Raw genomic sequence first — 23,590 nt, forward strand, 5'->3', positions numbered from 1 at the left:
TACGATAAAATCGGGTAACAGGTATTCGACTAAAGGCAGGAAACTCTCCAAGACGGTCAGGTTTGATGAAAAATACAAACCTAAAAAAATGCAACGCACTCCACAACTTTTGTACTTGATCCGATTTATTTTGGGGTGTACCCTCAAATGTTTAATGCAGAAGGATTTGCCAGACAGGCTAAAAATAGGGGGCAAAAAAAAGCCCGTATAAACGGGCTTTAAGGTTGATAATCGTGCTACTAAGTGACCTTTTCGCAATTTGAGCGGATCGGACGGGACTCGAACCCGCGACCTCCGCCGTGACAGGGCGGCATTCTAACCAACTGAACTACCGATCCATTTTTATTCCGCCTTCATTTCCTGAAAACGTGGTGCAAAGGTAGCTGCTTTTAGACATTACGCAATACCTTTGCCAAAAAAAACAGATAAAAAAGGATGAAAAAACCATTTCCGACTGAGTACCCGGCAGGGAGCTTTTTTGCCAAATACATCGATCTGGTTGATACCGAGAATGTTATTGATCTTTTGCGGCAGCAGCAGGCGATGGTAGAAAGTTTGTATAAAAATTTAACCGTCGTTCAGCAGGACTACCGGTATGCCGAAGGCAAGTGGTCGCCGAAAGAAATGCTGGGCCATATGATCGACACCGAGCGGATTTTTGTCTACCGTGCGCTGTGCATTGCACGGGGTGAACAGCAATCGCTGCCGGGTTTTGACGAAAACGTGTACGTCGACAATGCCAATTTTAGCGCGCAGTCGCAACAGCAATTGGTGACGCACTACGGTTTCGTCCGGCAGTCGACCCTGGCCCTGGCCGAAAGCCTGGCGGAAGAAGCCCAGCAACGGATCGGAACGGCCAACGGCTCACCCTTGTCGGCCCGCGCCTTTTTCTCCATCTTGGCCGGACACGAACGGCATCACCTGAACATCCTGGCGGAACGCTATGGCCTAAAATGACAATACGCGACATCACGACCTGCCTGGAAGCCTGGGCTCCGCTGGCCTATCAGGAAAGCTACGACAATGCGGGGCTGATTGTCGGCGACGCTGCCGCGGAAGTAACCGGTGTTCTGGTCACCCTCGACGTCACGGAAGCCGTGGTGGAGGAAGCGATTCGGAAAAACTGCAACCTCATCGTGGCGCATCATCCGATTGTGTTCCGGGGTTTGAAAAAGTTCAACGGTCGTAATTACGTGGAGCGGGTGGTGATCAAGGCCATCAAAAATGACGTGGCTCTCTATGCCGCCCACACCAATCTGGACAACATCGCGGGTGGTGTGAGTTTCAGGATTGCCGACCAACTGGGGTTGCAGAAGGTACGGATTCTGGCTCCGAAATCGGACGTGTTGATGAAGCTGGTCACGTTCGTGCCGAATGAGCAGGAAGGACCAGCGTTCAAAGAAGCTACGCAGACGGTTTTAAATGCGCTATACGAAGCCGGCGTTGGGCAGATCGGGCAGTATGACCATTGCAGTTTCCGGACTGAAGGAACGGGCACATTCCGGGGGAGTGATACGTCGGAGCCCGCGCTTGGAAGGTCGGGCGAAGACACCCGGGCGCACGAAAACCGGATTGAAGTCCTCTTTCCGGCCTACCTTCAGCCTAAAGTGCTGGCGGCTTTGCGGAAAGCGCATCCCTACGAAGAAGTCGCCCATTACCTGACTGCCCTGACGAACGAAAATCAGGAAGTAGGTTCAGGTGCAGTGGGTGAACTGCCGGAACCGCTCAGCGAAGCGGATTTTTTAGCCCATCTGAAAACGCAGATGAGCCTGTCGGTGATTCGTCATACGGCTTTGCGCGGGCAACCGGTGCATCGGGTGGCGGTGTGCGGAGGAGCGGGCGGTTTTTTACTGAATGACGCCCTGCGGGCCGGGGCCGACGTATTTATTACGGCGGATTACAAATACCATGAATTTTTTGACGCCGACTCGCGTATTATCATTGCAGACATTGGACATTACGAAAGCGAAGTATTTACTAAAGACTTGATTCAACAGTATTTGTTGAAAAAAAATGATACCTTTGCGGTAATTTTGTCCGAAATAGACACCAACCCGGTGCTATACTACTTATAGGCAGATAAAACCGCACGAATGGAACTGACGATTGCTCAAAAACTCGAAGCACTTCTTAAACTTCAATCAATTGATTCTCAGCTTGATGAACTAAAAAAGATCCGCGGTGACCTACCGGAAGAGGTGCGTGATCTGGAAGATGATATTGCCGGATTTGAAACCCGAATCGGTAAATTCAACGCCGATATCCAGGTGTTAGAGGAGGAAATCGACCGGAACAAAGCGATTAAGAAGGATTCGGAGAAGCTGATTACCCGGTATAAGGATCAGCAGATGAACGTTCGCAACAACCGCGAGTTTGACGCCATCTCGAAAGAAGTGGAACTGCAAACCCTGGAAATTGAACTGGCCGACAAGAAAATCAACGAAGCCTCGTTCAAAATCCGCAACAAGCAGGAAGAAATTAAAGCAACGCAGTCGGCGCTCGACGAACGCAAGGAAGATCTGAAAGCGAAAATGCAGGAGCTGAACCAAATCACGTCCGAAAGCCGGGATGAGGAGAAAGCCTTACTGAAAGACCGTGACGACCAGGCAACGCACATCGAAGAGCGCCTGCTGAAGTCTTACAATAAAATCCGGGAAAATGCCCTGAACGGCCTGGCGGTTGTGATCGTGAAACGCGGTGCGTGTGGCGGTTGCTTTAACGTCGTGCCTCCCCAGCGGCAGGCCGACATCCGGGATAAAAAGAAAATCATCGTTTGCGAGCATTGCGGACGGGTGTTCGCCGATGTCGAAGGCGTTCCCGAACCGGTATCGTCACGTCGGTAATTGATCGTATTCTTTTCCATGAAAAGGTCGCCGGATGGTGGCCTTTTTTTTGTACCTGACAGGTCAACTTACGCTTGTCGGGTTGCAGAAAAACCTTGCCTGAATTCTTTGTTTTCGATTCGCAACTGTTCTATTTCCAGCTTCTTTTCTAGCAATTCCCGCTTCAAAGCCTGATTCTCCTGTTCACACTGACGAAGAAAACGTTCGTACACTTCTCGTTCCGCTACCGATAATCCCGGGTTTTGACTTGGTAGAATCTCGACTCCATCAGGGTCAATTGCGTTGAGCAGATTAATCAGTGGCGTTTTCAAGAGGGAGGCTAAACGGGGTAACTGCTTAATGGTAACTTTTGCCTGATTATTCTCAATCCGGCTGATTGTTGACACAGAAGGTCCCCATTGAACGGCTAAGTCTTCCTGCTTCATTCCGGCCAGAATCCGTAGTTGTCGAACGGTCTCTCCAAAAGTCATCTTATAAAGGCGTTAGGTAAAACTTCCTTGTTGGACGGGAGAGCGGGCAAGAAGTCACTTTTGAATAGAGGATTATCAGAAAAAATGCCCCATTTTCATTTTTGAAAAAAATAGGGCAGAAGTGAAATTTAGTTTTAATGAGTTTAGATCAAATTTGCATACAATCGTTGTTATCAAATAATAACTGCGATTAAGGTGGCCACATAAATACTAAGCTTTTAATAGTTTATATGGTCAAAATAAAATAAATTTTTTTCACTATTAACTACAAGAGTAACATGGAAAAATTACAAGATGGGCAATTTGGTAAGTTTGAAGGTTTTGTTCTCAATTCTCCTAATTTGATAATGGGAGGTGTCGCAACAGGTGCTGGTGAAGGTTGCATAGCAGGAGTTTGCACCTCTTGGCAAAGCGATAGCAGAGTCAATGGTAAGACAACTTACTACACTGTCAAAGATATCCGTAAACAGTGTTAATATATTTTGGCAATAACCCTTTTTAACACTATCAAAAGGGTTATTGCCAAAATATGTCATGAAAACGCTAGCCTTTGTTTATAAAAAAACGTAAAATGATATCACATATTTATTTAATGGTAATATCTAATAGATATAAATATCGTTTTTGTGCTTTTATTTTATTCTTATTTTTTAGTAATTTTGTATTATCTCAAGATCGTAAATTTGTATTTGAGTACAATAGAATAATAAATAAAGCGGAATTAGCTATAGTAAACTCTAAATACGAAGAGGCACTATTTTTTTACAATAAGGCTTTTAGAATTTATAAATCGCCGTTTTCAAAGGATTATTACAATGCTGCAATTTGTTCAATATTAGTTGGTAAAAATAATGAATTGTTTAAGTATATGAAAAAATTAGTTTATAGAGGTATGACATTAAAAGCATTGCAAAAAGAGCCTATTATTTTAAAATTGAAAAGTAATTCTGATTGGAAAAGATTAGAAAAATCTTTTTTATATTTAAGAAAATTAGGAGCCAATACTATAAATAAAAAACTTAGAATAACTTTAAATAATTTATACAATAGAGATCAATACTTTCGAAATTTAGAAGGGGGATATGATCTCTATGCAGATACAATAAGAAAAATAGATGAAATAAATAACAAACAATTACTAAATATAATAGGACGTTATGGTTATCCGAACGAAGATAGTATTGGGATACCAGATAATGGGCCTCAGGATTCGCAAAATTTTGATATAGTAATATGGCATCAAACTCAATTGAACTTCATTAGCGATTACAGCTCTATTTTAGTCAATGCCGCAAAAAATGGAAAAATTGACCCTCATAGAGCGGCAGAATTGATAGAAAATCAGACTGGTATTCCAAAATACTCTACTCAGATTTTTTTTGAATGCGTTTGTGATAGCTGCCTTATTGAAACCAAAAAAAAGATAGATGGAAAGCTTTTTTTTATGAATTTAGAGCCTGATAAAGAAGAGGAAATAAATAAGAATAGGAGAATGTTAGGCCTTGAGAATATTGTTGATTATACAAAAAAAACTCTTTTCGATTTAAAAGATGACCGATTTATGCTATTTTATTTAGGCGGGATTCCTACATTTTCTTTTGACACTGATGAAGATGCTTTAAGTTTTATTAGTAAACTAAAATTTGTTAATAAATGATATTATTATTATCTCCAATTGCTGAAAAAACTACCAATGATGTTATAGACTGGTTCTTATACTGGAATATTCCTTTTGTTAGAATAACGGATAAAACAGAGCCTGACATCGAACTCTATATATCTGATAATCATATTGATCTTTCAATAGTTGGTGCAGCGATAGAAACTATTTCAGCGTTTTGGGTTAGGAAAGGAGATTTTGTTTATAACACTCAATTAAATTCTATTCCTGATATCTTAAAACAAACTATTGATTCTTATTTAGAAAAAGAATTTCATTTGCTTGTAGATTATATCGTTTTCAAGTTGGAGCAGAAAAAAAGACTTGGTAATTATTTTGAAAGTAATCCAAATAAGCTCCTTCACTTACAAATTGCTCGAGACATTGGATTACAAATACCAAAAACATACATTACACAAACTTCATATAGATTGATAGATATTTTTAAAAAAAATGGTAAAATTATTAATAAATCAATCAAGGATTCATTCACTTTAAATTATAATGGTATTTATTATTATAATCACACTGAGCAAGTTGAAGAAGAAATTGTCAATGATATGCCTCCAAAATTTTTTCCTTCACTAGTGCAAGAAGAGTTGTTAAAGGAGTATGAATTAAGGATTGTGTTTGTAAATGATATTTTATACACAATGGCGATTTTTTCTCAAAGCGATGACCAAACTAAAGTTGACTGGCGCAATTACAATTATCAAAAACCTAGTCGATTAGTTCCATACAAATTACCTGAAGGAGTAACTTTTTTAGTTAAAAAATTTATTCAAACATCTGGATTAAATACTGGGGCTATTGATATGGTTGTTACAAAAGATAAACGTTATGTTTTTCTTGAATGTAACCCCAATGGACAAATTAGTATGGTTTCTGAACAATGTAATTATCCTATTGAGAAATACATCGCATCCTACTTATGTTATGACTAAAATTCCAGGACTTGAAAAGCTGCCAAATTTACCTATATCTTTCCGACTATTTAAGACCATTTCCAGTTGTCAGGAAAGACGGGATGATCTATTTATTAATATTAAAAGTTATAATGGGCTAGCCTTATTGCAATCTATGCATAAGCCGATTTCAAAAATAATTCATTATTAAATTCATGGTTGATCAATATTTTCGGCTATATGCATGTTGCTTATTAATAAAAGGATCAAGAAGAAGCTTGATTAATGATGGGCAAAGGAATATTTTTTACTTTATCCCTAACAGTTTATATCTTATTCTTGTAAATGATAAAAATAAATCTTATGAGGAAATATTGGCAAAATATGACGAAAAGGATCACATTACGATATGCGAATATTTCACTTTTTTACACCAAAACGAACTCTTATTTTGGTGTAAAAAAGAAGAATTAGAATTATTTCCTGATATTGAATTGCGATGGGAAAGCCCTGCTGTGATTACGAATGCTATCATTGATATAAATGGACAATCATACTATGATTTCTGTTCTCTTTTTCAAGAACTAGAACAACTGGGATGTAAATATATTCAGGTTAGATGTTATACTCTAAAACTATTAAAGTTTTTTGAAGATGTATTATGTGAATTGGAGGATCGACGAATTTTGTCTATTGAATTGATAATAAAATCATCATCAGAAATTGATATTAATAATCTGATAAATTTAGTTCGCCGATTTCCACGTATTCAAAATATTATTATTCATTCAGCAGAATCAAATGTTGTACTGAAAGAGTATAAATTATCATGGGTAAAACAAACTGTTACTGACCATTCGCACTGTGGGCTTATTAGCCCTAATTATTTTTCTACCAATTTAAATACATTTACTGAATCACAAAAGCATAATACCTGTTTAAACCGTAAAATTTCAATTGATGTCAATGGCGAAATAAAAAATTGCCCTTCCATGACGAAAAGTTACGGCAATATCCGTGATACTACTTTGCTCGAAGCGATTAATAAACCCGGTTTTAAAGACAACTGGTTTATCCACAAAGATCAGATTGAAGTCTGTAAAGACTGCGAATTCAGACACATTTGCACCGATTGCCGGGCTTATATTCAGGACCCGGCTAACATTTATTCCAAACCGGCCAAATGTAGTTACGATCCTTACACCGCAACCTGGGGAACCGAAAACCCAACGCATAATCCATTACACGGTCAGTAAATGAAATTTCCCTTTTATTTTCAACCCGACCAGATGGATTGCGGTCCTACCTGCCTGCGAATGGTTGCTAAGCATTATGGCCACAATTATTCCATGCAGACGTTGCGGGAAAAGGCGGAGATTGGAAAAGAAGGGGTTTCTCTGCTGGGTATTTCCCAAGCCGCAGAAAGCATTGGTTTCCGTACCTTAGCGGTGATGGTTCCCTTCGTCAATCTGGCAACCGATGCGCCATTCCCCTGCATTGTCCATTGGAAACAAAATCACTTTCTGGTTATTTATCGAATCAAAAAGTCTAGCCGTACCTATACGGTATTCGTAGCGGATCCATCGGCGGGCTTACTGACTTTTACGCGCGAAGAGTTTGAAAGCCATTGGGCAACAACCATAACGAACGGAGAACAAACCGGCGTTGCGTTATTGCTGGAACCAACGCCCCGTTTTTTTCAGGAAGAAGGCGAGAAAACAGCAGGACTTGAATTCTCGTATCTTTTTAGCCATTTATGGCGTTACAAGCGGTTGTTGATTCAGGTTGGTCTTGGATTGGCGGTTGGTGCCATTCTGCAGCTTATTTTGCCCTTTTTAACACAAGCCATTGTCGATACCGGCATTCAGACCCGGAACCTAAATTTCATCTATACCATTCTGATTGCCCAACTGATGCTGTTTGCCGGTCGGACCGCTGTCGAATTCATTCGTAGCTGGATTTTGCTGCACATCAGTACCCGCATCAACCTGTCGATTCTCTCCGATTTTTTGATCAAACTTTTCAAACTGCCTGTTTCCTACTTTGATACCAGAATGACGGGAGATATTCTCCAACGCATCAACGATCATACGCACATTGAGCAATTTATGACGGGTTCGTCGTTGAACGTGCTGTTTTCGATTTTCAATTTAGTTCTTTTCAGTTTTGTACTGGGCTATTACAACCTACCTATTTTCGGCGTTTTTGTGCTGGGAAGTATTCTCTATATAGTCTGGATTGTTTTTTTTCTGCGTCATCGTCGGCAATTGAACAGCAAACAGTTTGCATTGTCGGCACAAACCCAGAGTAATCTGATTCAACTGGTAACGGGCATTCAGGAGATCAAACTCAACAATGCGGAACATCTGAAACGCTGGCAGTGGGAGAACCTTCAGGTTCGTCAGTTTAAACTAAGTATAAAGGGACTGGCGCTTGAACAATACCAGCAAACGGGTGCTTTATTTCTGAACGAAGGGAAAAATATCATCATTACGTTTTTGGCGGCTACGGCGGTGGTGCAGGGGCAGATGTCGTTGGGGTCGATGATGGCGTTGCAATACATTGTAGGTCAGTTGAATAGCCCGGTTGAGCAACTGATCCACTTTGTCCAGCAGTGGCAGGATGCCCGCATCAGCCTGGAACGTCTGAATGAAGTGCATCAGGAACCGGACGAGGAACCCGGAAACCAATCTTTTATTACCACCTTGCCGGAAAACAAAACGCTGGCGTTGCGGAATGTTTCATTTACCTATCCCGGCGCAGGCAACGAACCCGTTCTGAAGAATATTAACCTATGGATACCACAGGGCAAAGTAACGGCCATTGTTGGAACCAGTGGCAGCGGTAAAACAACCTTACTGAAACTATTGTTGAAAATATACAATCCACAACAGGGAGAAATTCGGGTCGGGGAGACCAATTTGAAGCACATCAGTCACCGTGTTTGGCGGAGTCGTTGCGGTACGGTGCTGCAGGATGGTTTCATTTTTTCGGATACGATTGCCAACAACATTGCCGTCAGCGATGAAAACCCCAATATTCGACAAGTGCTGCACGCTGTAAAAACCGCCAATATTCAGTCGTTTATCGAAGAATTGCCGTTGGGTTATAATACCAAAATTGGAGCCGAAGGAAGCGGCATCAGTCAGGGTCAACGGCAGCGGATGTTGATTGCCCGCTCGGTTTATAAAAACCCCGATTTTATCTTTTTAGACGAAGCCACCAACGCGCTCGATGCGAATAATGAAAGCGTCATCCAGCGGAATCTGGAAGAGTTTTTTCAAAACAGAACCGTTGTGGTCGTGGCGCATCGACTCAGTACCGTTAAAAATGCCGATCAGATTGTCGTATTGGAACGGGGTGAAATTGTTGAGACCGGCACTCATACCGAGTTAACCAATCTGTACGGTCGCTACTATGAACTGGTCAAAAATCAACTGGAACTGGCCGCATCGTGATCGTGGAAAAGCCATTGATTGAACTCCGCAGTGCTGAAGTTGACGAAGTGCTGAGCCAACCCCCGTCCTGGCTGGTGTTGTGGGGCATCACGGTTTTCTTTGGCATTCTGATTCTGGTTCTGGGTGTTGCCTGGATGGTACAATACCCGGATTTGATAAAAGCCCCGTTAAAAGTGGTGGCTTTCAATGCCCCAAAAGTCGTGAATGCTCGGACCGAGGGGAGATTGATTCGTTTGTTCATTGGCGATGGTGAATCGGTCAGAGCGGGTCAGAAAGTGGCGTATTTGGAGAGTACGGCCAACCACGATGAAGTATTGGCGTTGGATACCGTAATTAACAAGCTGGTCAAATTGGCGGAACTGCGTGAACCAGACCGTATGTATTCGTTTCCGGTTCCACCGTATTTCCAATTGGGCGAATTACAAAAACCGTATCAGGTATTTCAGGAAGCCTTTGTGCGTTCGCGGGCGGTTTCGGTCGATGGTGCTTATTTGCAAAAAGGTCACATTCTGCAAGATGATCTCCTTCAACTTCAGGCTTTACACCAGAATCTCCAGAAACAACTGATCAGCTACCAGCGTGATTTTGAGTTGGCTCAGGAGGACCTGAAGATGCAGGAACAATTGCTAAAAGATAAGGTGGTTCCGAAAGTGGAATACCGGCAAATGCTGAGCAAGCTCATCAGTAAAAAGCAGACGCTTGAGCAGGCTCAAAATGGATTACATTCCAACTTGCTATCGCAAAATCAGAAACAGCAGGAGTTATTGGAGTTGAGAAAAACCATTACGGAGCAAAAGAACGCGTTAACGCAGGCGCTCAATACCCTCAAAAGTGAACTGGAAGCCTGGAAACAGCGGTATGTGGCGCTGGCGCCCATCACCGGGAAAGCATCTTTTTTGAGCCAATTACAGGAAGGTCAAACCGTCAAAGCCGGTCAGGAGTTGCTCTATGTTTTACCCACGGGAACCGCTTGTTATGGTGAAATGTATGTGGGGCAGTATAATTTTGGCAAAGCTAAAGTGGGGCAAACAGTCATCATTAAATTCCAAAGCCATCCCTTTCAGGAGTTTGGTACAGTCGATGGGCGTATCAAGTCAATTGCGGAACTTCCGAAGGATACGGCTTATCTCGTTCGGGTCGAGTTCCCGCGCGGCCTAGTGACTTCTACGGGTCAAAAACTGCCTTTCCGGAATGGAATGACGGCCACCGGAGAAATTATTACGCAGGATGTTAATTTGCTGGAACGATTATTTCACGAACTTCGGCGAATTAAAAACTAGCCATGCGGATGTATTGGGTGCTTCTTTGCCGATCATTTACCGTAGAAATGGTTTGCAGGGTGGCTTTTTTTCTTGTTGGCTTTCTTTTTTTATTGCCCAACCGGCTCCAGGCCGCCGACTTCGACTTTACACCCCCGCTCCAGCGCGCCTATGCCGACGTGCTGAAACTGAAAGTACAGGACGGTCGGCAGACGCTGGCGGGTGAGCTGGCACGGGAAAATGGCGTGGCGATTTACGTCGATAATCTGGCCGATATGGTCACGCTACTGGTTTCCGACGACCGGAAGCTATACAGCCAGTGGTCGGACCGGGAGGATCAGCGGCTCGACCAGCTCCGGGATCTGGACGAAAACTCCCCCTGGCAGCGGTTTGCCCAGGCCGAAGTGCGGTTGCATTGGGCGTTTGTCAAACTCAAGTTCGGGCAGGAAGTCAGTGCCTGCTGGGATATCATCCGGGCGTATAAACTGCTGGAGGAAAACCGCAAAAAATTCCCCGGCTTTCTGCCTACCTACAAATCCCTCGGGCTGCTGCACGTCATGATTGGCGCGGTTCCCGATAACTACACTTGGGTGACCCGAATGCTGGGCCTGCGCGGGAACATCAAACAGGGAATGCAGGAGCTTCGGACGGTTTCCCAGAAAGACGCCATTTTCCAAACCGAAGCGCGGTTGATCGATCTGCTGCTTCGGGCCTACGTGCTGAAATTTACGGCAGCGGATGCGGCCAGTCTTAAAAAGATGGTGCAGGACAATCCGGATAACCTGCTGCTGAGTTTTTTTGCTACTTCCGTATTCATGAAAGAAGCCCGGAGTGAGGACGCCCTGGCTCTTCTGAACGACCGGCCCACCGGCCCCGATTACCTTTCGTTCCCGATTCTGGAGAATTTAAAAGCCGACATCCTGCTCCAGAAAGCCGACTATCAACAGGCGGCTACGGTTTATCGTACTTTTCTGAGCCAGTACAAAGGCGTTAACTTCCTGAAAGACAGTTATTATAAGCTATTTCTGTGCTATTGGCTCCAGGACGACGACGCCAAAGCCCTGCCATACCTTCGGCAGGTTAGTCAGGTAGGCGGTGCCGTCGTAGAGTCGGACAAGGCAGCTCAGAAATTCGCGGAATCGTATTTTAAAAAAGGCGTTTCGCCCCGGCAGAAAATTCTGATGAAGGCCCGGTTGGCGACTGATGGCGGTTTTTACGAAACCGCCCTGGCTACTTTAAAAAATTACACCGAATCCTCGTTTCCGCTTTTGAACGAAAAGGCCGAGTTTAATTACCGCAAAGGCCGGATCTACCAGCGCGCGGGCGATGCAGACGAAGCGTTGCCGTATTTGGAGCGGGCCGTGAGTCTGAGCGAAACCGACCAGTTGTCGCACGGCGCGACGGCGGCCCTGCAACTCGGTTACATCTACCAGCAAAAGCGCAACATGGCCAAAGCCCGGCAGTACTTTCAGAAGGCACTGAGCTACAAAAAACACGAATACAAAAACAGCATCGACAACAAAGCCCGGGCCGCGTTGAGTGAATTAGGAGGGGAGAGTTAAGAGTTAAAAATTAAGAGTTAAGAGTTGCGCTGCCAAGTGACTGCGTCAGCCGACCAACGGTGGCTCCTTTTAACTCTTAACTCTTAATTTTTAACTCTTAACCCATTAAAGGCTCATCAACTCCTTGAACCGGATGGCCTGACGGCGGCTAATTTCGATCTTGTCGCCCCCTTTCAGGGTCACCAGCAAGCCACCGCTAAACCACGGCTCGATCTTGTCGATCCACGGCAGATTGATGATGTGCTTGCGGTTGGCGCGGAAAAACGTGTTGGGGTCCAGACGGTCTTCCAGGCTGTTCAATGACTTCAGCACCAGCGGTTTCTGATCGTCGAAATGCAGCCGGACGTAATTGCCCATCGACTCGAACAACCGGACTTTCCCGAGTTTGACAAACCAGCATTTTTCGCCGTCCTTGACAAACACCTGGTCATTTTCGCCCAGCACCTTGTTCGTGTCCCGGCGCGGAGCTTCCGTTTCGGGGGCATGGCTGTTCTCCTCGATGCGGTTGATGGCTTCCGACAGGCGGTTTAATTCAATCGGTTTGAGCAGATAATCCAGGGCATTGTATTCAAAAGCCGTGATGGCGTATTCGTCGTAGGCCGTCGTGAAAATGACTTCCGGCGATTTGCCGTCAATGGCTGATAACAACTCAAAACCGTTTTTCCCCGGCATCTGAATATCCAGAAACAGCAATTCCGGCTGAAGGTCATCGATCAGTTTGAGGGCTTCGTCGGCGTTGGCAGCTTCGCCAATCACTTCAATTTTAGGGAAATTATCCAACAATCGGCGGAGTTCATTCCGAGCCAGCCGCTCGTCGTCAACGATAAGGGTCTTCATTCTATCAAGTTTATAGTTTATAGTTTACGGTTTTCTGTATTCGGTTTACGCCGGGCCGTCGCTACGGTTGCGGGTTTGCGTATTGAATGCGTCAGCCACCGTAAACTGAAAACCGTAAACCTTAAACCCGTTTCAATTCTTCCGTTCGTTTGAATACACCGGCGGATTGCAGCGGAATGACCACATCGGCACAGACGACGTCGGCGGACTCCTGCTGAATGCGAAAGGTGGCTTCGGGGCCATAGAGCAACTCAAGCCGTTGGGCGGTATTTTTGAGTCCGAAGCCGGACGAGGCTTCCGTGTTGCCCAGAACGCCGGTATTGCGAATGCGGATGTACAACAGACGGTCTTCCAGCCAGGTGGTCAGTTCGACAAAACCGCCGGAAATGGCTTTCTGAACGCCGTGTTTGATGGCATTTTCAACCAGCGTTTGAAACATCATGGGTGGCACCTGCAAGTACTGGGTTTTCGGATCGATTTCCAGGCGGCAACTCAGACGGTCTTCATAGCGAACTTTTTCGAGGGCCAGGTAATCTTCGACGGTTTTGATTTCTTCCCGCAGCTCGACGGTTTTCCGGCGGTCAGCCAGCAGCGAGTTGCGGAGAATATTGGAGAGTTGGGTGATGCTTTGCTGCGCTTTGGTCGGATTTTCGAGCACCAGGGCGCGGATGCTGTTGAGGGCATTGAAGACAAAATGCGGGTTGAGCTGCGACCGCAGAACCTTGGCCTCGGACTCGCGAATGGAGGTTTTCAGCAGGATTTTTTCAATTTCGGCATCGCGCGAGCGTTCCACATAATGATAAGCCGTATAACTCAGTACCCACGCCAGCATACATTTCCCCCAGTTTAACAAATAACCCAAAACAATGGACGGTTCGTCGGAAAGGTATTCCGGAAGCACCTGTTTATCGATGGGAAGGTTGATGATGGTCATGATGACGGCCAGAACAAAAACCGATAAAATGACCCGTGGCACGAGCTGAAAGAAAGGCAACTGAACCCACCGCCATCGTTTGATCATCAGGCGGTACAGGTGGGTTAGCAGAATACACAGAATGATGGTGGCAATCGCTTCGTAAAAAAAATCAGCCTTGTATCCTTCTCCAAATGTAAAAATAGCGAACTCTGCCATGATGAGCATCGTCCACCCGACTATCTGACAAAACCAATATATTCTATTTTTAGACATGCGCTCACTTCAGAAATCAACTCCAAAAACATTGTACCTATAACGAATATACAAGTTTGTGGATGAAGTGGGGCTATTATTACAGGAGTGGTAATATAGAATTGTCAGTTGCCGGTTTTTAGTTATGTAACCGCTGGCGTTTTTCCGATGACAAAAAATGAATACCTTATTGATGCATGACCAGTGCCAGCAGGTGGGTGCTGTCGTTGGAAACTTCAATCGTAAATTCGCCGGTGTCGTAATCGTAGATCAGTTTATAGAGGCACAAATTGCTGTGTTCGTATAAATCCATGGTCGCCAAGGATTCATTCATCAGCCACGACAGCAAAATGCGAATGGCCCGGCCGTGCATACAAACCAGCACCGGATTTTCGTCGGGGCGGGAGAGAATGAGGTCGATAACGGGTTTCTGGCGTTGGGCCACCTGTTCCGGGCTTTCGCCGTCTTCGGTCGGGTAGTCGGTGTGGCCAGCCGCCCAGTTTTCAATCAGGGTACGGTAATATTCGTTGTCGAAGCTATTGGGCGTTTTGCCTTCGCGTGCACCCCAGCTAATTTCGTTGAGGCCCTCGTAGCTTTCGTGGGGAATGCCGGCATCGATGAAAAACCGCACCGACTGCATGGTGCGCCGGAGTTTGGAGGTATATACTTTGGCAAAGGGGATGTGCTGATACGCCTGATAAAAAGCCAGGGCCTGTGCCTGCCCCATCGCATTCAGATCGGAATCTACGCCACTGCCCTGAACAATGCCCTGTCGGTTGTAATCTGTTTCGCCGTGGCGAATGAGATATATCGTTTTTTGTTCCAATCCTCTAAGTTTGTAATAGGTATTCCGGTAAATGTAAAATGGAAATGTTAAACGGTCTGCCAAATGAAAAACCGGCCGCTAGAATACTTTATTAATTCTCATTTTACATTTTAAATTTGCTATTTCACACCGTGACAGCTTCGATCTGTCTGGCAAAACGCCTGCAAAATTACGAAAAATTCTTCACACAATGAAGCCGGACTGGACTTTAGAATCCCTGCAGCAATTTCATAAAAACTCCATTGTTCATCACCTGGGAATCGAGTTAACCGAACTCGGTGACGGTTTTATAACCGCCCGGATGCCCGTCGATCACCGGACCCACCAGCCGTTCGGGATTTTGCACGGGGGCGCATCGGTAGTGCTGGCCGAAACCCTGGGCAGTGTGGCCTCGGTGACGCAACTCGACGATCCGACCCGCCAGCGGGCTGTGGGTCTGGAAATCAACGCCAATCACGTTCGTTCGGTAAAAGAAGGGTGGGTCTACGGCAAGGTGACACCGATCCACGTCGGCCGGACGACGCACATCTGGGAAATTCGCATCACGGACGAAGCGGGGAAACTCGTCTGCATCAGCCGGCTGACCGTGGCAGTACTGGAAAATAAGTAAGTAATGCGGCAAAATACCGGAAAATAACTAAGTATTTATTCTGAAAAGTTTTGCATAATAATTGTTTGCCAGTGAGTCGTTGAAAGCATCTGTTTAAATAAACTCACGGAAACGTTATGGAAAATTCTGGATCAGATAAGCGGTCGGTTTTAGCCCCCCGTCCGGTGCCGGTGGGCGAAAATCCTACGCTTTGTTTTATTGAAGATAACGACGAGAATCTGATTCTGTACGAATGGATCAATGCGCGCTACCTGCCTGATTACACCTTTCAGCTCTATTCGGACGGTTTTTTCCTGCAAGAACGTTTAGGCTCCTCTGCTCCGAAACCGGACCTGATTTTGCTGGATTTGAAGATGCCTTACATCACCGGTTTTCAGTTGCTAACCCGGTTGAAAGCGCATCCGGACTGGAAGCACATCCCGGTGGTAATTTTTACGCATTCAACCTCACCAAAAGACGTGGAACACTGCTTTGCTGCCGGCGCAGACGGTTTTATCAACAAGGAGATTTCCGTACACGGCATTACGGCGCAGCTTGTCGAGGTGTGTGAACATTGGCTAAAATACACGTAAATCATCCATTTTCATCACGCGGTAATCGCCTGGCAGATGATTCTATTTTTTGGAAGTTACCCCGACACTCCCTCCACCATCGGCATCAGCAGCGGCACGCCCACCAGAAATTTCTGCTCATCGTAGTAGATCGTCACCGGCGAGTGGGCGAGGAGTTTGTACTTGATCATGATGTTCTGCAAACCGATCTGATTGGAAGGAACGGCCATTTTCTTCTTTTGCAGATTGTTTTCCACATACAGGTGGCCTTCCAGCGTATAGAGCTTGATCGTCAGGGGGCGACTCACCGAAATGATGTTGTGCTTGATGGCATTTTCAAGCAAAATCTGAAGTGTTAAGGGCGGAATCAGGTGTGAGAGGTACTTTGAATCCAGATCCAGCTCCATGAAAATACCGTCACCATACCGGGTTTTCAGCAAGTGGAAATAGGCTTTGATGAACTGAATTTCGTCGTTGAGTGGACACAAATCGCGGTTGTTCTGCTGAAGTAAATACCGGTAGACCGACGATAGTTCATCCACAAAAAGCTCGGCCTGCTGGGCATCGCTGGTGATCAGCGACGACAGCGAATTCAGGTTGTTGAACAGAAAATGCGGATTGATCTGGGTTTTGAGCGAATCGAGCTGGCTTTGCAGGTTCACTTTTTTCAACTCCTGTGCTTCGGTATAGGCCACTTTCCAGCGTTGATACAGGTAAACACCTTCATAGTAGGCGGCTATTTGCACCGTTCCGGCGAAGGAAACGAGCGTATTGAAAAAATACGGCCTGAATTGCAGGTAATCGTCGGTAGGCCAGAGCCCGATGCGTTCGTAAAGAAATGTCTGGGTAATGCGGATCAGGCTGGCAAAAAAGACAAACCAGATCAGTTGGTACAAAACCCGCTGCCGGGTCTGGGTCAGTTCGGGGTATTTTCGGCGGGAAAGGATGATGCCCCGGCGGTTGATTTCCCAAACCACCACACTGCCCAGAATGAAGAAAAACGGAATGCGCCAGTCGTCCGGGTAGGGGACATTCGTGTAGCCGTACATGGCCCACTGACCCGTAAAAGACAGCAACGGGATGCCCAGAATGCGCATCCACTTGTCATTCAGTTTCTGCATTTTATCGTCCAATCCATTCCCTGAAAGCCCGGATGCGGTCACGACTGACGACAATATCCTGGGCGATGCCGCCGGAATCCAGGTCTACGGTAAGTTGACCGTTAAGGTAGGAATGAATTTGCGAAACTGCTCGTCGTTCGACGATAAACTGCTCGTTGATTCTGAAAAAATGGTGAGGCTCCAGAAACCCTTCCAGTGTGTCGAGGGTATAATCAACCATATATCGGTTGTTGTTGCGGCCAAAAAGGTAAGTTGTGCCTTCCCGGGTGTAAAAAAAACGAACGTCGGTGGCATCGATCGAGACGAGCTGGTGTTGGTATTTGGCCAGAAACTGGCTCCTGAATTCCGGCTGGCGCGTCTGTTTCCGCAGGTCGTCGACCAACTCGCCAATGTCGGTCGAACGCACAGTAGCCGATTCGGGCTGTTTGTAATGGTTGAGGACCTGCGCCAGTTCGTCTTTTTTGATGGGTTTTAGCAGGTAATCGAAGCGGTTTACCTGAAAGGACTTGACCGCAAACTCATCGTAGGAGGTCGTGAAAACAACCGGACAATCGATCGACACCAGGTTGAAAATCTCAAAGCTTTGCCCGTCGGACAGCTCGATGTCCATCAGAATCAGATCGGGGTGGGGATGGGCATTCAGCCAGGCAACGGTCGACTCAATACCGTCCGTAATGCCAACCACCCGGCTGGTGGCATCGGCCAGGTTCAGGAGCTTGACCAGTTTCTGAACAGCCAGTGGTTCGTCCTCAATGATTAGAATGTCCATCGTTCTGCCAAATTAAAAGGAGTGGAAGTACGAATCAATAAAATCCAATAAAAACAGCGCAGGGGACAAACCGGAAAGTTTTCCGCACGAATTGTTGTTTTTCTGACCTGAAATGGGGAAGATTACGGCATCTCAGGCAGATTTTTTGCGGACTTTGTCGCTTTTTACGCACAAAAAAGCAGAACAAACTGTTATTCGGATACAGCTAAATTTGCATCGACCCGATTTCGACAATGCAATTTTCAACACACTTGTCATCAACCGTACAAACGCAGCAAACCAGCCATTCCATTTGGCAGGGAGCTGTTCAGGCGGGGTATCCCGCAGCCCTCTGGCGCCTTCCCAATCGAACCGACCGCGAATTAATTATTGACGCTTCCGGCACGGTGTCCACCGTCGTCATGGATTTTGAAGAACTGCCGATGGGCTTTGCCGTCAGCCCGTTTGTCAATCCGGACGCCGAGAGCACCTTCTTTCTAAAAGCCGATTTCTACTGGCGTTTCGACGAAAATGGTGCCATGCTGGCCGCCCAGAATAAACTGCCAACGGATCATCCGGCCTTTGAATCGCTCTTTCGGATCGACTCAAAAATTGCTAAAAAAGAGGTCATTCCATCCGTCAAGGTGGTAAAATCGGCTCAAAATCAGCAGCTTGATTTTGAAGAAACCGTAAGCCGGGCCATCCGCCAGATGGAGCGCGGAACGTTTCGGAAGGTGGTGTTGTCGCGCACCAAAACCATCCGGTTTGAAGAGCAGCCTGATATTCCGACGCTGTTCAATCGCCTTTGTCAGGCCTATCCGAATGCTTTTGTATCTGCGGTTTATTTGCCGGATCGCAACCAGGTCTGGATTGGGGCCACGCCCGAACGACTGGTGAGCGTCGATGCCGACGGTATTTTTCGCACCGTTGCCCTGGCCGGAACCCAGTCAGCTTTTGATTCCGAAGGTCGGCAGAAACGGTCGGCGGATGCACCCTGGACGCAAAAAGAAATTGAAGAACAGGCGCTGGTCAGCCGCTACATCATCGGTTGTTTCAAGAAAATCCGCGTTCGGGAATACCTCGAAGAAGGGCCCCGAACCGTTGTTGCCGGCAACCTGATGCACCTTCGGTCGGATTATTCAGTCGATACGCAGGCCGTTAATTTTCCCCAACTCGGCACCGTGATGCTGCGGTTATTGCACCCGACGTCGGCGGTTTGTGGCATGCCCCGCGAAACGGCTCAGGCCTTCATTCTGCAAAACGAAGCCCACCAGCGTGAATTCTACAGCGGTTTTCTCGGCCCGGTCAACATCGTCCGCCAGGATGGCCCGGAAACCGACCTGTTTGTCAACCTGCGCTGCATGAAACTGGAAGGGCAGGAGGGAACGCTCTACGCCGGTGCCGGGCTAACGGAAGACTCTTCACCAGCGAAAGAATGGCGCGAGACAGAACTGAAGTGCGATACAATGCTTTCGGTTATAACTAAATAAACGATGGATGATGAACGATGAATGGACGTGTCAGTCATTCCATCGTTCATCATCCATCGTTCTCTTTTTAAGCCTACACGTCATCCTCTTCGTCTTCGTCGAGGGTTAGTTCTTCTTCATCGACGGTTAGATCGTCGTCGTCGTCATCGTCCGTGATGGTGAGTTCCTCTTCGTCATATTCTTCATCTTCATCGGGGCCGTCAGTCAGTGCCGCAGAACCGCCGTAGCCGCTGGTGTGCATGTTTTCGGGATATTCTGCGTTTGCAGTGGGGTTGGTATCGGTTTCAGGCAGGCTGGTTGCAAGTGCCATAATCAATAGGGTTAAAGTGGAAATATCACTAAAACGCGGCTTGGGAAAGAAGGTTTGAAAGATTTTTGTCCATTGATGGAATGGCTGTTCGTCTTCAAAGTAGTAAGTACGCTGTTTAACGAAATGATCATTTCGGGTACGTAACCGAATTTATTGATTCTATCCTGAAAGAAAGGGAGAGCCGGGGAAAGTTCACTATATTGGGGGCAAATCCTAAACGATTTCCTTAACCCCGCATGAAGAATCCCGCATCGGTTTCACGCCGTGGATTTTTAGCCCGTTCCGGTATATTACTGGCCGGGACGGCTGTCAGCCTGAACGGTTTGGCCGGAGTCCAGTCCGAACCCATCATCGACATTCACCAGCATACCGACTACATGGGCCGGACCCATGACCAGTTGATCGCGCACCAGCGGGCGATGGGCGTTACCACCACGATTCTGTTGCCTGCAGGCACCCCGGCCTTCGGGATGTCGACGCACAAAGGCGAGTCGAACGGGCTACAGGCCAAGTGCAGCGGCAATGAAACCTGCTACAACCTGGCCCGGCAGCACCCGACCGAATTCCGGTTCGGAGCCAACGAAGTGCCGGATTTGCCGGATGCGACGCTGGAAATTGAAAAGTACCTGAAGCGGGGTGCTCCCATCATCGGGGAATCCAAATTCGGCGTGAAATGCGATTCGCCCGAGATGCAGCGAATCTACGAACTGGCTCAGAGCTACCGCGTTCCGGTGTTGATGCACTGGCAATACGGCATGTATAACCATGATTTCGCCCGGTTTCATACGATGCTGGAAAAATACCCGAAAGTCAATTTTATCGGACATGCCCAAACCTGGTGGGCCAACATCGACAAGGGACACCAGGACCAGACGATTTTGTATCCGAAAACCAGCGTAACCCCCGGCGGCCTCACCGATCGGTTGCTGAGCGACTATCCCAATGTCTATGCCGACATGTCGGCCGGGTCGGGACTGAACGCCCTGCTGCGGGATGAAGAACACACCCGGGGTTTTCTGGACCGTCACCAGAACAAGATTTTGTATGGCAGTGATTGTCTGGATGCGGCTGGCCACGGACCCACCTGCCAGGGTTCGCAAACCATTGCGGCCATCCGTCGGCTTTCGCCTTCCAAAACCATTGAGCGGAAAATCCTGTACGAAAATGCCAAAAAATTATTCCGGTTGTAGCCGACTCCACTAATCTGTCAAGACTCCTTTACCCACTTAAAAATGAACGAATACCGCCTAAATCGTCTGTTTTCGATTGCCTGCCTGCTGAGTATCGTCCTTTTTGCTTCCTGTTCAAAAAAGCGGTACGCCGATCCGTTGTCGCCCGAGGAAGCGCTTCAGAGTTTTCAGCTTCGGGAGGGTTTTAAGATCGAAACTTTTGCCGCCGAACCGCTCATCGCCGACCCGGTGGATCTGGTATTCGATGAACAGGGTATTGCCTATGTGGTGGAAATGGGCGATTATCCGGGCAAACCCGAAACCGGGAAGGGCAAAGGCAAAATCCGGATGCTGGCCGATACCAACAACGACGGCCGGATGGACCGTTCGGTGATTTTTGCCGATTCCATCGCGGATGCGACCAGCGTACTGCCCTGGGAAGGCGGGTTGATTGTAGCGGCAGCCCCCGACATTCTGTTTCTGAAAGACACCAATGGCGACTTCCGGGCCGACACCCGGGAAGTGCTTTTTACCGGTTTTTTTGCAAATAATTCCGAAGCCCAGATCACGAGCCTTCGTTACGGAATCGACAACTGGATTTATGCCAACAACAACGGGCAGGAAGGTCAGATCCGGTTTAATCGAAAGCCCGACGCCCCCCTGTTGACCGTCAATGGCGGGGATTTCCGGTTTCGGCTGGATCGCGGGTTGTTTGAGGTGGAGTCGGGTTCCGGTCAGTTTGGGCTGGCCATCGACGATTGGGGACATCGCTTTTTCACCCAAAATACCATTCACATCCAGCAGGCACCGATTGCCGGACGGTATCTGCGCCGAAATCCGCACTTGCCCGGTCCCAAATCGTCCCTCAATATTTCGGATCACGATCTGGTGATGTTTCAGCAAACTCCGCCCCCGTACTGGCGCAAGGAACGCACCGAACGGCGGCAAAAACAATACGCGGAAGCAAAACTGGATCGCCAGGAATATGCCGAGGATCATTTTACCGGTTCTTCCGGTGGCATGTTTTACGACGGAGACGCCTTCCCGTCCGACTATTACGGGTCGGTTTTTACGGGCGATGTAGCCGGGAATCTGATTCACCGCGATGTGCTGACACCGTTGGCCGACAGCCCCGTTTTCGTAGCCAAACGGGCAGAAGGCGAAACCGACCGCGAGTTTCTGGCATCCACCGATCCCTGGTTCCGGCCCGACAATCTGACCACCGGCCCCGATGGCGCGCTTTATGTGGTCGACTTTTACCGCCAGCACATTGAAACGCCGGTTTCAATTCCGGAGGATCTGAAAGAAGACATGGATTTCCTGAATGGTAACGACAAAGGACGGATCTACCGAATTCTGCCGACGACGGCGAAAAACCGCCCGGCTGCTTCGCCCAATCTGCGAAACCGGAAACCGGCGGAGTTGGTCGAGGTGCTGGCGCATCCGAACCGGTGGTGGCGGTTGCAGGCGCAACGCCTGTTGCTGGAACGCCGGGATCTGTCGGTGGTTCCGCAGCTCAGGACTTTATTTGCACAACACCAGAATCCGCGCGTCCGGCTGCACGCGTTCTATACGCTCGAAGGACTGAATGCCCTCACCCGGGATTTGGTTCGGCAGGCGTTGCAGGATGCGCATCCCGGCGTTCGTGAACACGGCCTGATGCTGGCCGAACGGTACCCTGATTTACTGCCTCAATTGCTCAAAATGACCGGTGATTCGTCCGTGCAGGTGGCGTTGCAGGCGTGTTTGAGTGCGGGTCAATTCACGAACCCCGCCGTTGTCGCGGCACTGGCGCAGGTGGTTCAAAAGCACAGCGAAAACGGCTGGTTCCGAACCGCGGTGCTGAGTTCTCCGGCGGGTTCGTCGCCGGAATTGCTGAGTACACTCCTGAATCAGAAGACCTTTTTTAGTGATACAACTGCCGGAAAAATGACGTTTCTGGCGGATTTTTCGCACATCGTAGGCCGTCGGAACCAACCCGCTGAAGTAACCCGGTTTCTGGGATTCTTAAACAGCCCAACCCAGCGAAAAGAAAGCTGGCAGGTGGCAGGTTTAACCGGATTGGCCGAAGGAATAACCAAAGCTGAAGCCAAAACCGACGGCAACGCCGAAGTAACCAAAGCACTCCAAAGTCTGGAAAATACGGCTCGGGCAGAAGACGTAAAAAAAGCGATCCGTGCCGTACGGGAAGCGTTGGCAAAACCGCCTTCGATCTGATTACAAACGCCTTGTCATTGATGAATGTACTGAAATCCCGCCGTTTTTTTCTGCAACGCTGTGCGTCGATCGGCTTGATATTGACCAGTGGAACCGTCCTGCTGACCAACTGCGATTCCAAACCAACCACCCAAACCGATGAAACGAAAAAACCGGCAACCAATCCCTGTGAAGATTATTCTGGACTGAGTGAGGGCGATCTGAAAACCCGGCAGGGACTCGGCTATGTAACCCAATCGCCCAGTTCCGACAAGCAGTGTAGCAATTGCAACCTGTGGTTACCGCCCGCAGCGGGCAAGGCCTGTGGCGGTTGCATGTTGTTCAAAGGCCCGGTGTATGCCACGGCCAACTGTACCTACTGGGCTCCGCAGGTAAAAGGCTAGCAG

General features: G+C 47.4%; 24 protein-coding genes and 1 tRNA gene. 17 read left to right on the forward strand and 8 right to left on the reverse strand.

Going from position 1 to position 23,590, the window contains the following annotated elements; genetic code table 11:
* Window positions 1–211 (forward strand): hypothetical protein (locus tag ACS5NO_RS32820; RefSeq protein WP_439419021.1); only part of this gene is annotated, 211 nt, incomplete at its 5' end.
* A gap of 53 nt (window positions 212–264) precedes the next feature.
* Here ACS5NO_RS32820 and ACS5NO_RS32825 read toward each other — a convergent pair.
* A tRNA-Asp gene (locus ACS5NO_RS32825) sits at window positions 265–338 on the reverse strand.
* A gap of 97 nt (window positions 339–435) precedes the next feature.
* Here ACS5NO_RS32825 and ACS5NO_RS32830 point away from each other — a divergent pair.
* Genes ACS5NO_RS32830 through ACS5NO_RS32840 form a run of 3 tightly spaced genes read left to right on the forward strand, consistent with a single transcriptional unit; the run spans window position 436 to window position 2,843 of the window.
* A complete protein-coding gene (locus ACS5NO_RS32830; RefSeq protein WP_114408996.1) occupies window positions 436–957 on the forward strand; it encodes a DinB family protein in 522 nt (173 codons plus the stop codon).
* A complete protein-coding gene (locus tag ACS5NO_RS32835; protein ID WP_439419022.1) occupies window positions 954–2,075 on the forward strand; it encodes a Nif3-like dinuclear metal center hexameric protein in 1,122 nt (373 codons plus the stop codon). The genes ACS5NO_RS32830 and ACS5NO_RS32835 overlap by 4 nt, the downstream gene beginning before the upstream one ends.
* An 18-nt stretch (window positions 2,076–2,093) precedes the next feature.
* A complete protein-coding gene (locus tag ACS5NO_RS32840) occupies window positions 2,094–2,843 on the forward strand; it encodes a zinc ribbon domain-containing protein (protein WP_439419023.1) in 750 nt (249 codons plus the stop codon).
* A gap of 68 nt (window positions 2,844–2,911) precedes the next feature.
* Here ACS5NO_RS32840 and ACS5NO_RS32845 read toward each other — a convergent pair whose 3' ends face one another.
* The gene (locus ACS5NO_RS32845; RefSeq protein WP_439419024.1) at window positions 2,912–3,313 is read right to left on the reverse strand and encodes a helix-turn-helix domain-containing protein; all 402 of its coding nucleotides are present in this window, start codon (window positions 3,311–3,313) and stop codon (window positions 2,912–2,914) included.
* A 278-nt stretch (window positions 3,314–3,591) separates the two neighbouring features.
* Between ACS5NO_RS32845 and ACS5NO_RS32850 the strand changes: the two genes are divergently transcribed.
* The 7 genes from ACS5NO_RS32850 to ACS5NO_RS32880 all read left to right on the forward strand — a co-directional run bounded on the left by ACS5NO_RS32850 (window position 3,592) and on the right by ACS5NO_RS32880 (window position 12,157).
* Complete coding sequence (locus ACS5NO_RS32850; RefSeq protein ID WP_439419025.1) at window positions 3,592–3,789, forward strand: hypothetical protein; 198 nt, start codon at window positions 3,592–3,594, stop codon at window positions 3,787–3,789.
* Window positions 3,790–3,884: 95 nt separating this feature from the next.
* Window positions 3,885–4,970: a hypothetical protein gene (locus tag ACS5NO_RS32855; RefSeq protein WP_439419026.1), complete on the forward strand. Its 1,086-nt coding sequence runs from the start codon at window positions 3,885–3,887 to the stop codon at window positions 4,968–4,970.
* Window positions 4,967–5,917 (forward strand): grasp-with-spasm system ATP-grasp peptide maturase, encoded by a 951-nt coding sequence (gene gwsG, locus ACS5NO_RS32860; protein WP_439419027.1) that lies wholly within the window; start codon window positions 4,967–4,969, stop codon window positions 5,915–5,917. Before ACS5NO_RS32855 ends, gwsG begins: the two co-directional genes overlap by 4 nt.
* Before the next feature lie 176 nt (window positions 5,918–6,093).
* Window positions 6,094–7,134 (forward strand): grasp-with-spasm system SPASM domain peptide maturase, encoded by a 1,041-nt coding sequence (gwsS, locus tag ACS5NO_RS32865; RefSeq protein ID WP_439419028.1) that lies wholly within the window; start codon window positions 6,094–6,096, stop codon window positions 7,132–7,134.
* Window positions 7,135–9,336 (forward strand): peptidase domain-containing ABC transporter, encoded by a 2,202-nt coding sequence (locus ACS5NO_RS32870; protein WP_439419029.1) that lies wholly within the window; start codon window positions 7,135–7,137, stop codon window positions 9,334–9,336.
* Window positions 9,337–9,338: 2 nt separating this feature from the next.
* Window positions 9,339–10,616, forward strand: a complete 1,278-nt coding sequence (locus ACS5NO_RS32875) for an HlyD family secretion protein (RefSeq protein ID WP_439419030.1) — start codon at window positions 9,339–9,341, stop codon at window positions 10,614–10,616.
* Between the two features lie 59 nt (window positions 10,617–10,675).
* Window positions 10,676–12,157 carry a tetratricopeptide repeat protein gene (locus tag ACS5NO_RS32880; RefSeq protein WP_439419031.1) on the forward strand — a complete coding sequence of 494 codons (1,482 nt, stop codon included), beginning with the start codon at window positions 10,676–10,678 and terminating at the stop codon, window positions 12,155–12,157.
* Between the two features lie 105 nt (window positions 12,158–12,262).
* On the opposite strand, the gene ACS5NO_RS32885 is transcribed toward ACS5NO_RS32880, so the two are convergent.
* The 3 genes from ACS5NO_RS32885 to ACS5NO_RS32895 all read right to left on the reverse strand — a co-directional run bounded on the left by ACS5NO_RS32885 (window position 12,263) and on the right by ACS5NO_RS32895 (window position 14,988).
* A complete protein-coding gene (locus tag ACS5NO_RS32885) occupies window positions 12,263–12,994 on the reverse strand; it encodes a LytR/AlgR family response regulator transcription factor (RefSeq protein WP_114409000.1) in 732 nt (243 codons plus the stop codon).
* Between the two features lie 121 nt (window positions 12,995–13,115).
* On the reverse strand, window positions 13,116–14,183 hold the full coding sequence (locus ACS5NO_RS32890) for a sensor histidine kinase (protein WP_439419032.1): 1,068 nt from the start codon (window positions 14,181–14,183) through the stop codon (window positions 13,116–13,118).
* Window positions 14,184–14,349: 166 nt separating this feature from the next.
* Window positions 14,350–14,988: a histidine phosphatase family protein gene (locus tag ACS5NO_RS32895; protein WP_439419033.1), complete on the reverse strand. Its 639-nt coding sequence runs from the start codon at window positions 14,986–14,988 to the stop codon at window positions 14,350–14,352.
* Window positions 14,989–15,178: 190 nt separating this feature from the next.
* Here ACS5NO_RS32895 and ACS5NO_RS32900 point away from each other — a divergent pair, with 190 nt between their 5' ends.
* Together ACS5NO_RS32900 and ACS5NO_RS32905 are read left to right on the forward strand one after the other, a co-directional pair.
* On the forward strand, window positions 15,179–15,598 hold the full coding sequence (locus ACS5NO_RS32900; RefSeq protein WP_439419034.1) for a hotdog fold thioesterase: 420 nt from the start codon (window positions 15,179–15,181) through the stop codon (window positions 15,596–15,598).
* A gap of 116 nt (window positions 15,599–15,714) precedes the next feature.
* A complete protein-coding gene (locus ACS5NO_RS32905; protein ID WP_439419035.1) occupies window positions 15,715–16,170 on the forward strand; it encodes a response regulator in 456 nt (151 codons plus the stop codon).
* A 56-nt stretch (window positions 16,171–16,226) separates the two neighbouring features.
* On the opposite strand, the gene ACS5NO_RS32910 is transcribed toward ACS5NO_RS32905, so the two are convergent.
* Window positions 16,227–17,270, reverse strand: a complete 1,044-nt coding sequence (locus tag ACS5NO_RS32910; RefSeq protein ID WP_439419036.1) for a sensor histidine kinase — start codon at window positions 17,268–17,270, stop codon at window positions 16,227–16,229.
* A gap of 1 nt (window position 17,271) precedes the next feature.
* Window positions 17,272–18,039: a LytR/AlgR family response regulator transcription factor gene (locus tag ACS5NO_RS32915; RefSeq protein WP_439419037.1), complete on the reverse strand. Its 768-nt coding sequence runs from the start codon at window positions 18,037–18,039 to the stop codon at window positions 17,272–17,274.
* Window positions 18,040–18,272: 233 nt separating this feature from the next.
* On the opposite strand from ACS5NO_RS32915, the gene ACS5NO_RS32920 reads away from it, so the two are divergent.
* On the forward strand, window positions 18,273–19,508 hold the full coding sequence (locus ACS5NO_RS32920; RefSeq protein WP_439419038.1) for an isochorismate synthase: 1,236 nt from the start codon (window positions 18,273–18,275) through the stop codon (window positions 19,506–19,508).
* Between the two features lie 73 nt (window positions 19,509–19,581).
* On the opposite strand, the gene ACS5NO_RS32925 is transcribed toward ACS5NO_RS32920, so the two are convergent.
* The gene (locus tag ACS5NO_RS32925) at window positions 19,582–19,818 is read right to left on the reverse strand and encodes a hypothetical protein (protein WP_439419039.1); all 237 of its coding nucleotides are present in this window, start codon (window positions 19,816–19,818) and stop codon (window positions 19,582–19,584) included.
* A gap of 236 nt (window positions 19,819–20,054) precedes the next feature.
* Between ACS5NO_RS32925 and ACS5NO_RS32930 the strand changes: the two genes are divergently transcribed.
* Genes ACS5NO_RS32930 through ACS5NO_RS32940 form a run of 3 tightly spaced genes read left to right on the forward strand, consistent with a single transcriptional unit; the run spans window position 20,055 to window position 23,587 of the window.
* Entirely contained in the window at window positions 20,055–21,008 is a 954-nt protein-coding gene (locus ACS5NO_RS32930) for an amidohydrolase family protein (protein WP_439419040.1), read from the forward strand.
* 42 nt (window positions 21,009–21,050) lie between these two features.
* A complete protein-coding gene (locus ACS5NO_RS32935; RefSeq protein ID WP_439419041.1) occupies window positions 21,051–23,204 on the forward strand; it encodes a PVC-type heme-binding CxxCH protein in 2,154 nt (717 codons plus the stop codon).
* A 20-nt stretch (window positions 23,205–23,224) separates the two neighbouring features.
* Window positions 23,225–23,587 (forward strand): high-potential iron-sulfur protein, encoded by a 363-nt coding sequence (locus tag ACS5NO_RS32940; RefSeq protein ID WP_439419042.1) that lies wholly within the window; start codon window positions 23,225–23,227, stop codon window positions 23,585–23,587.
* Window positions 23,588–23,590: the final 3 nt, after the last annotated feature.

The sequence above is a fragment of the Larkinella fluvii genome, from assembly GCF_051857545.1.
Classification (GTDB): Bacteria; Bacteroidota; Bacteroidia; order Cytophagales; family Spirosomataceae; genus Larkinella.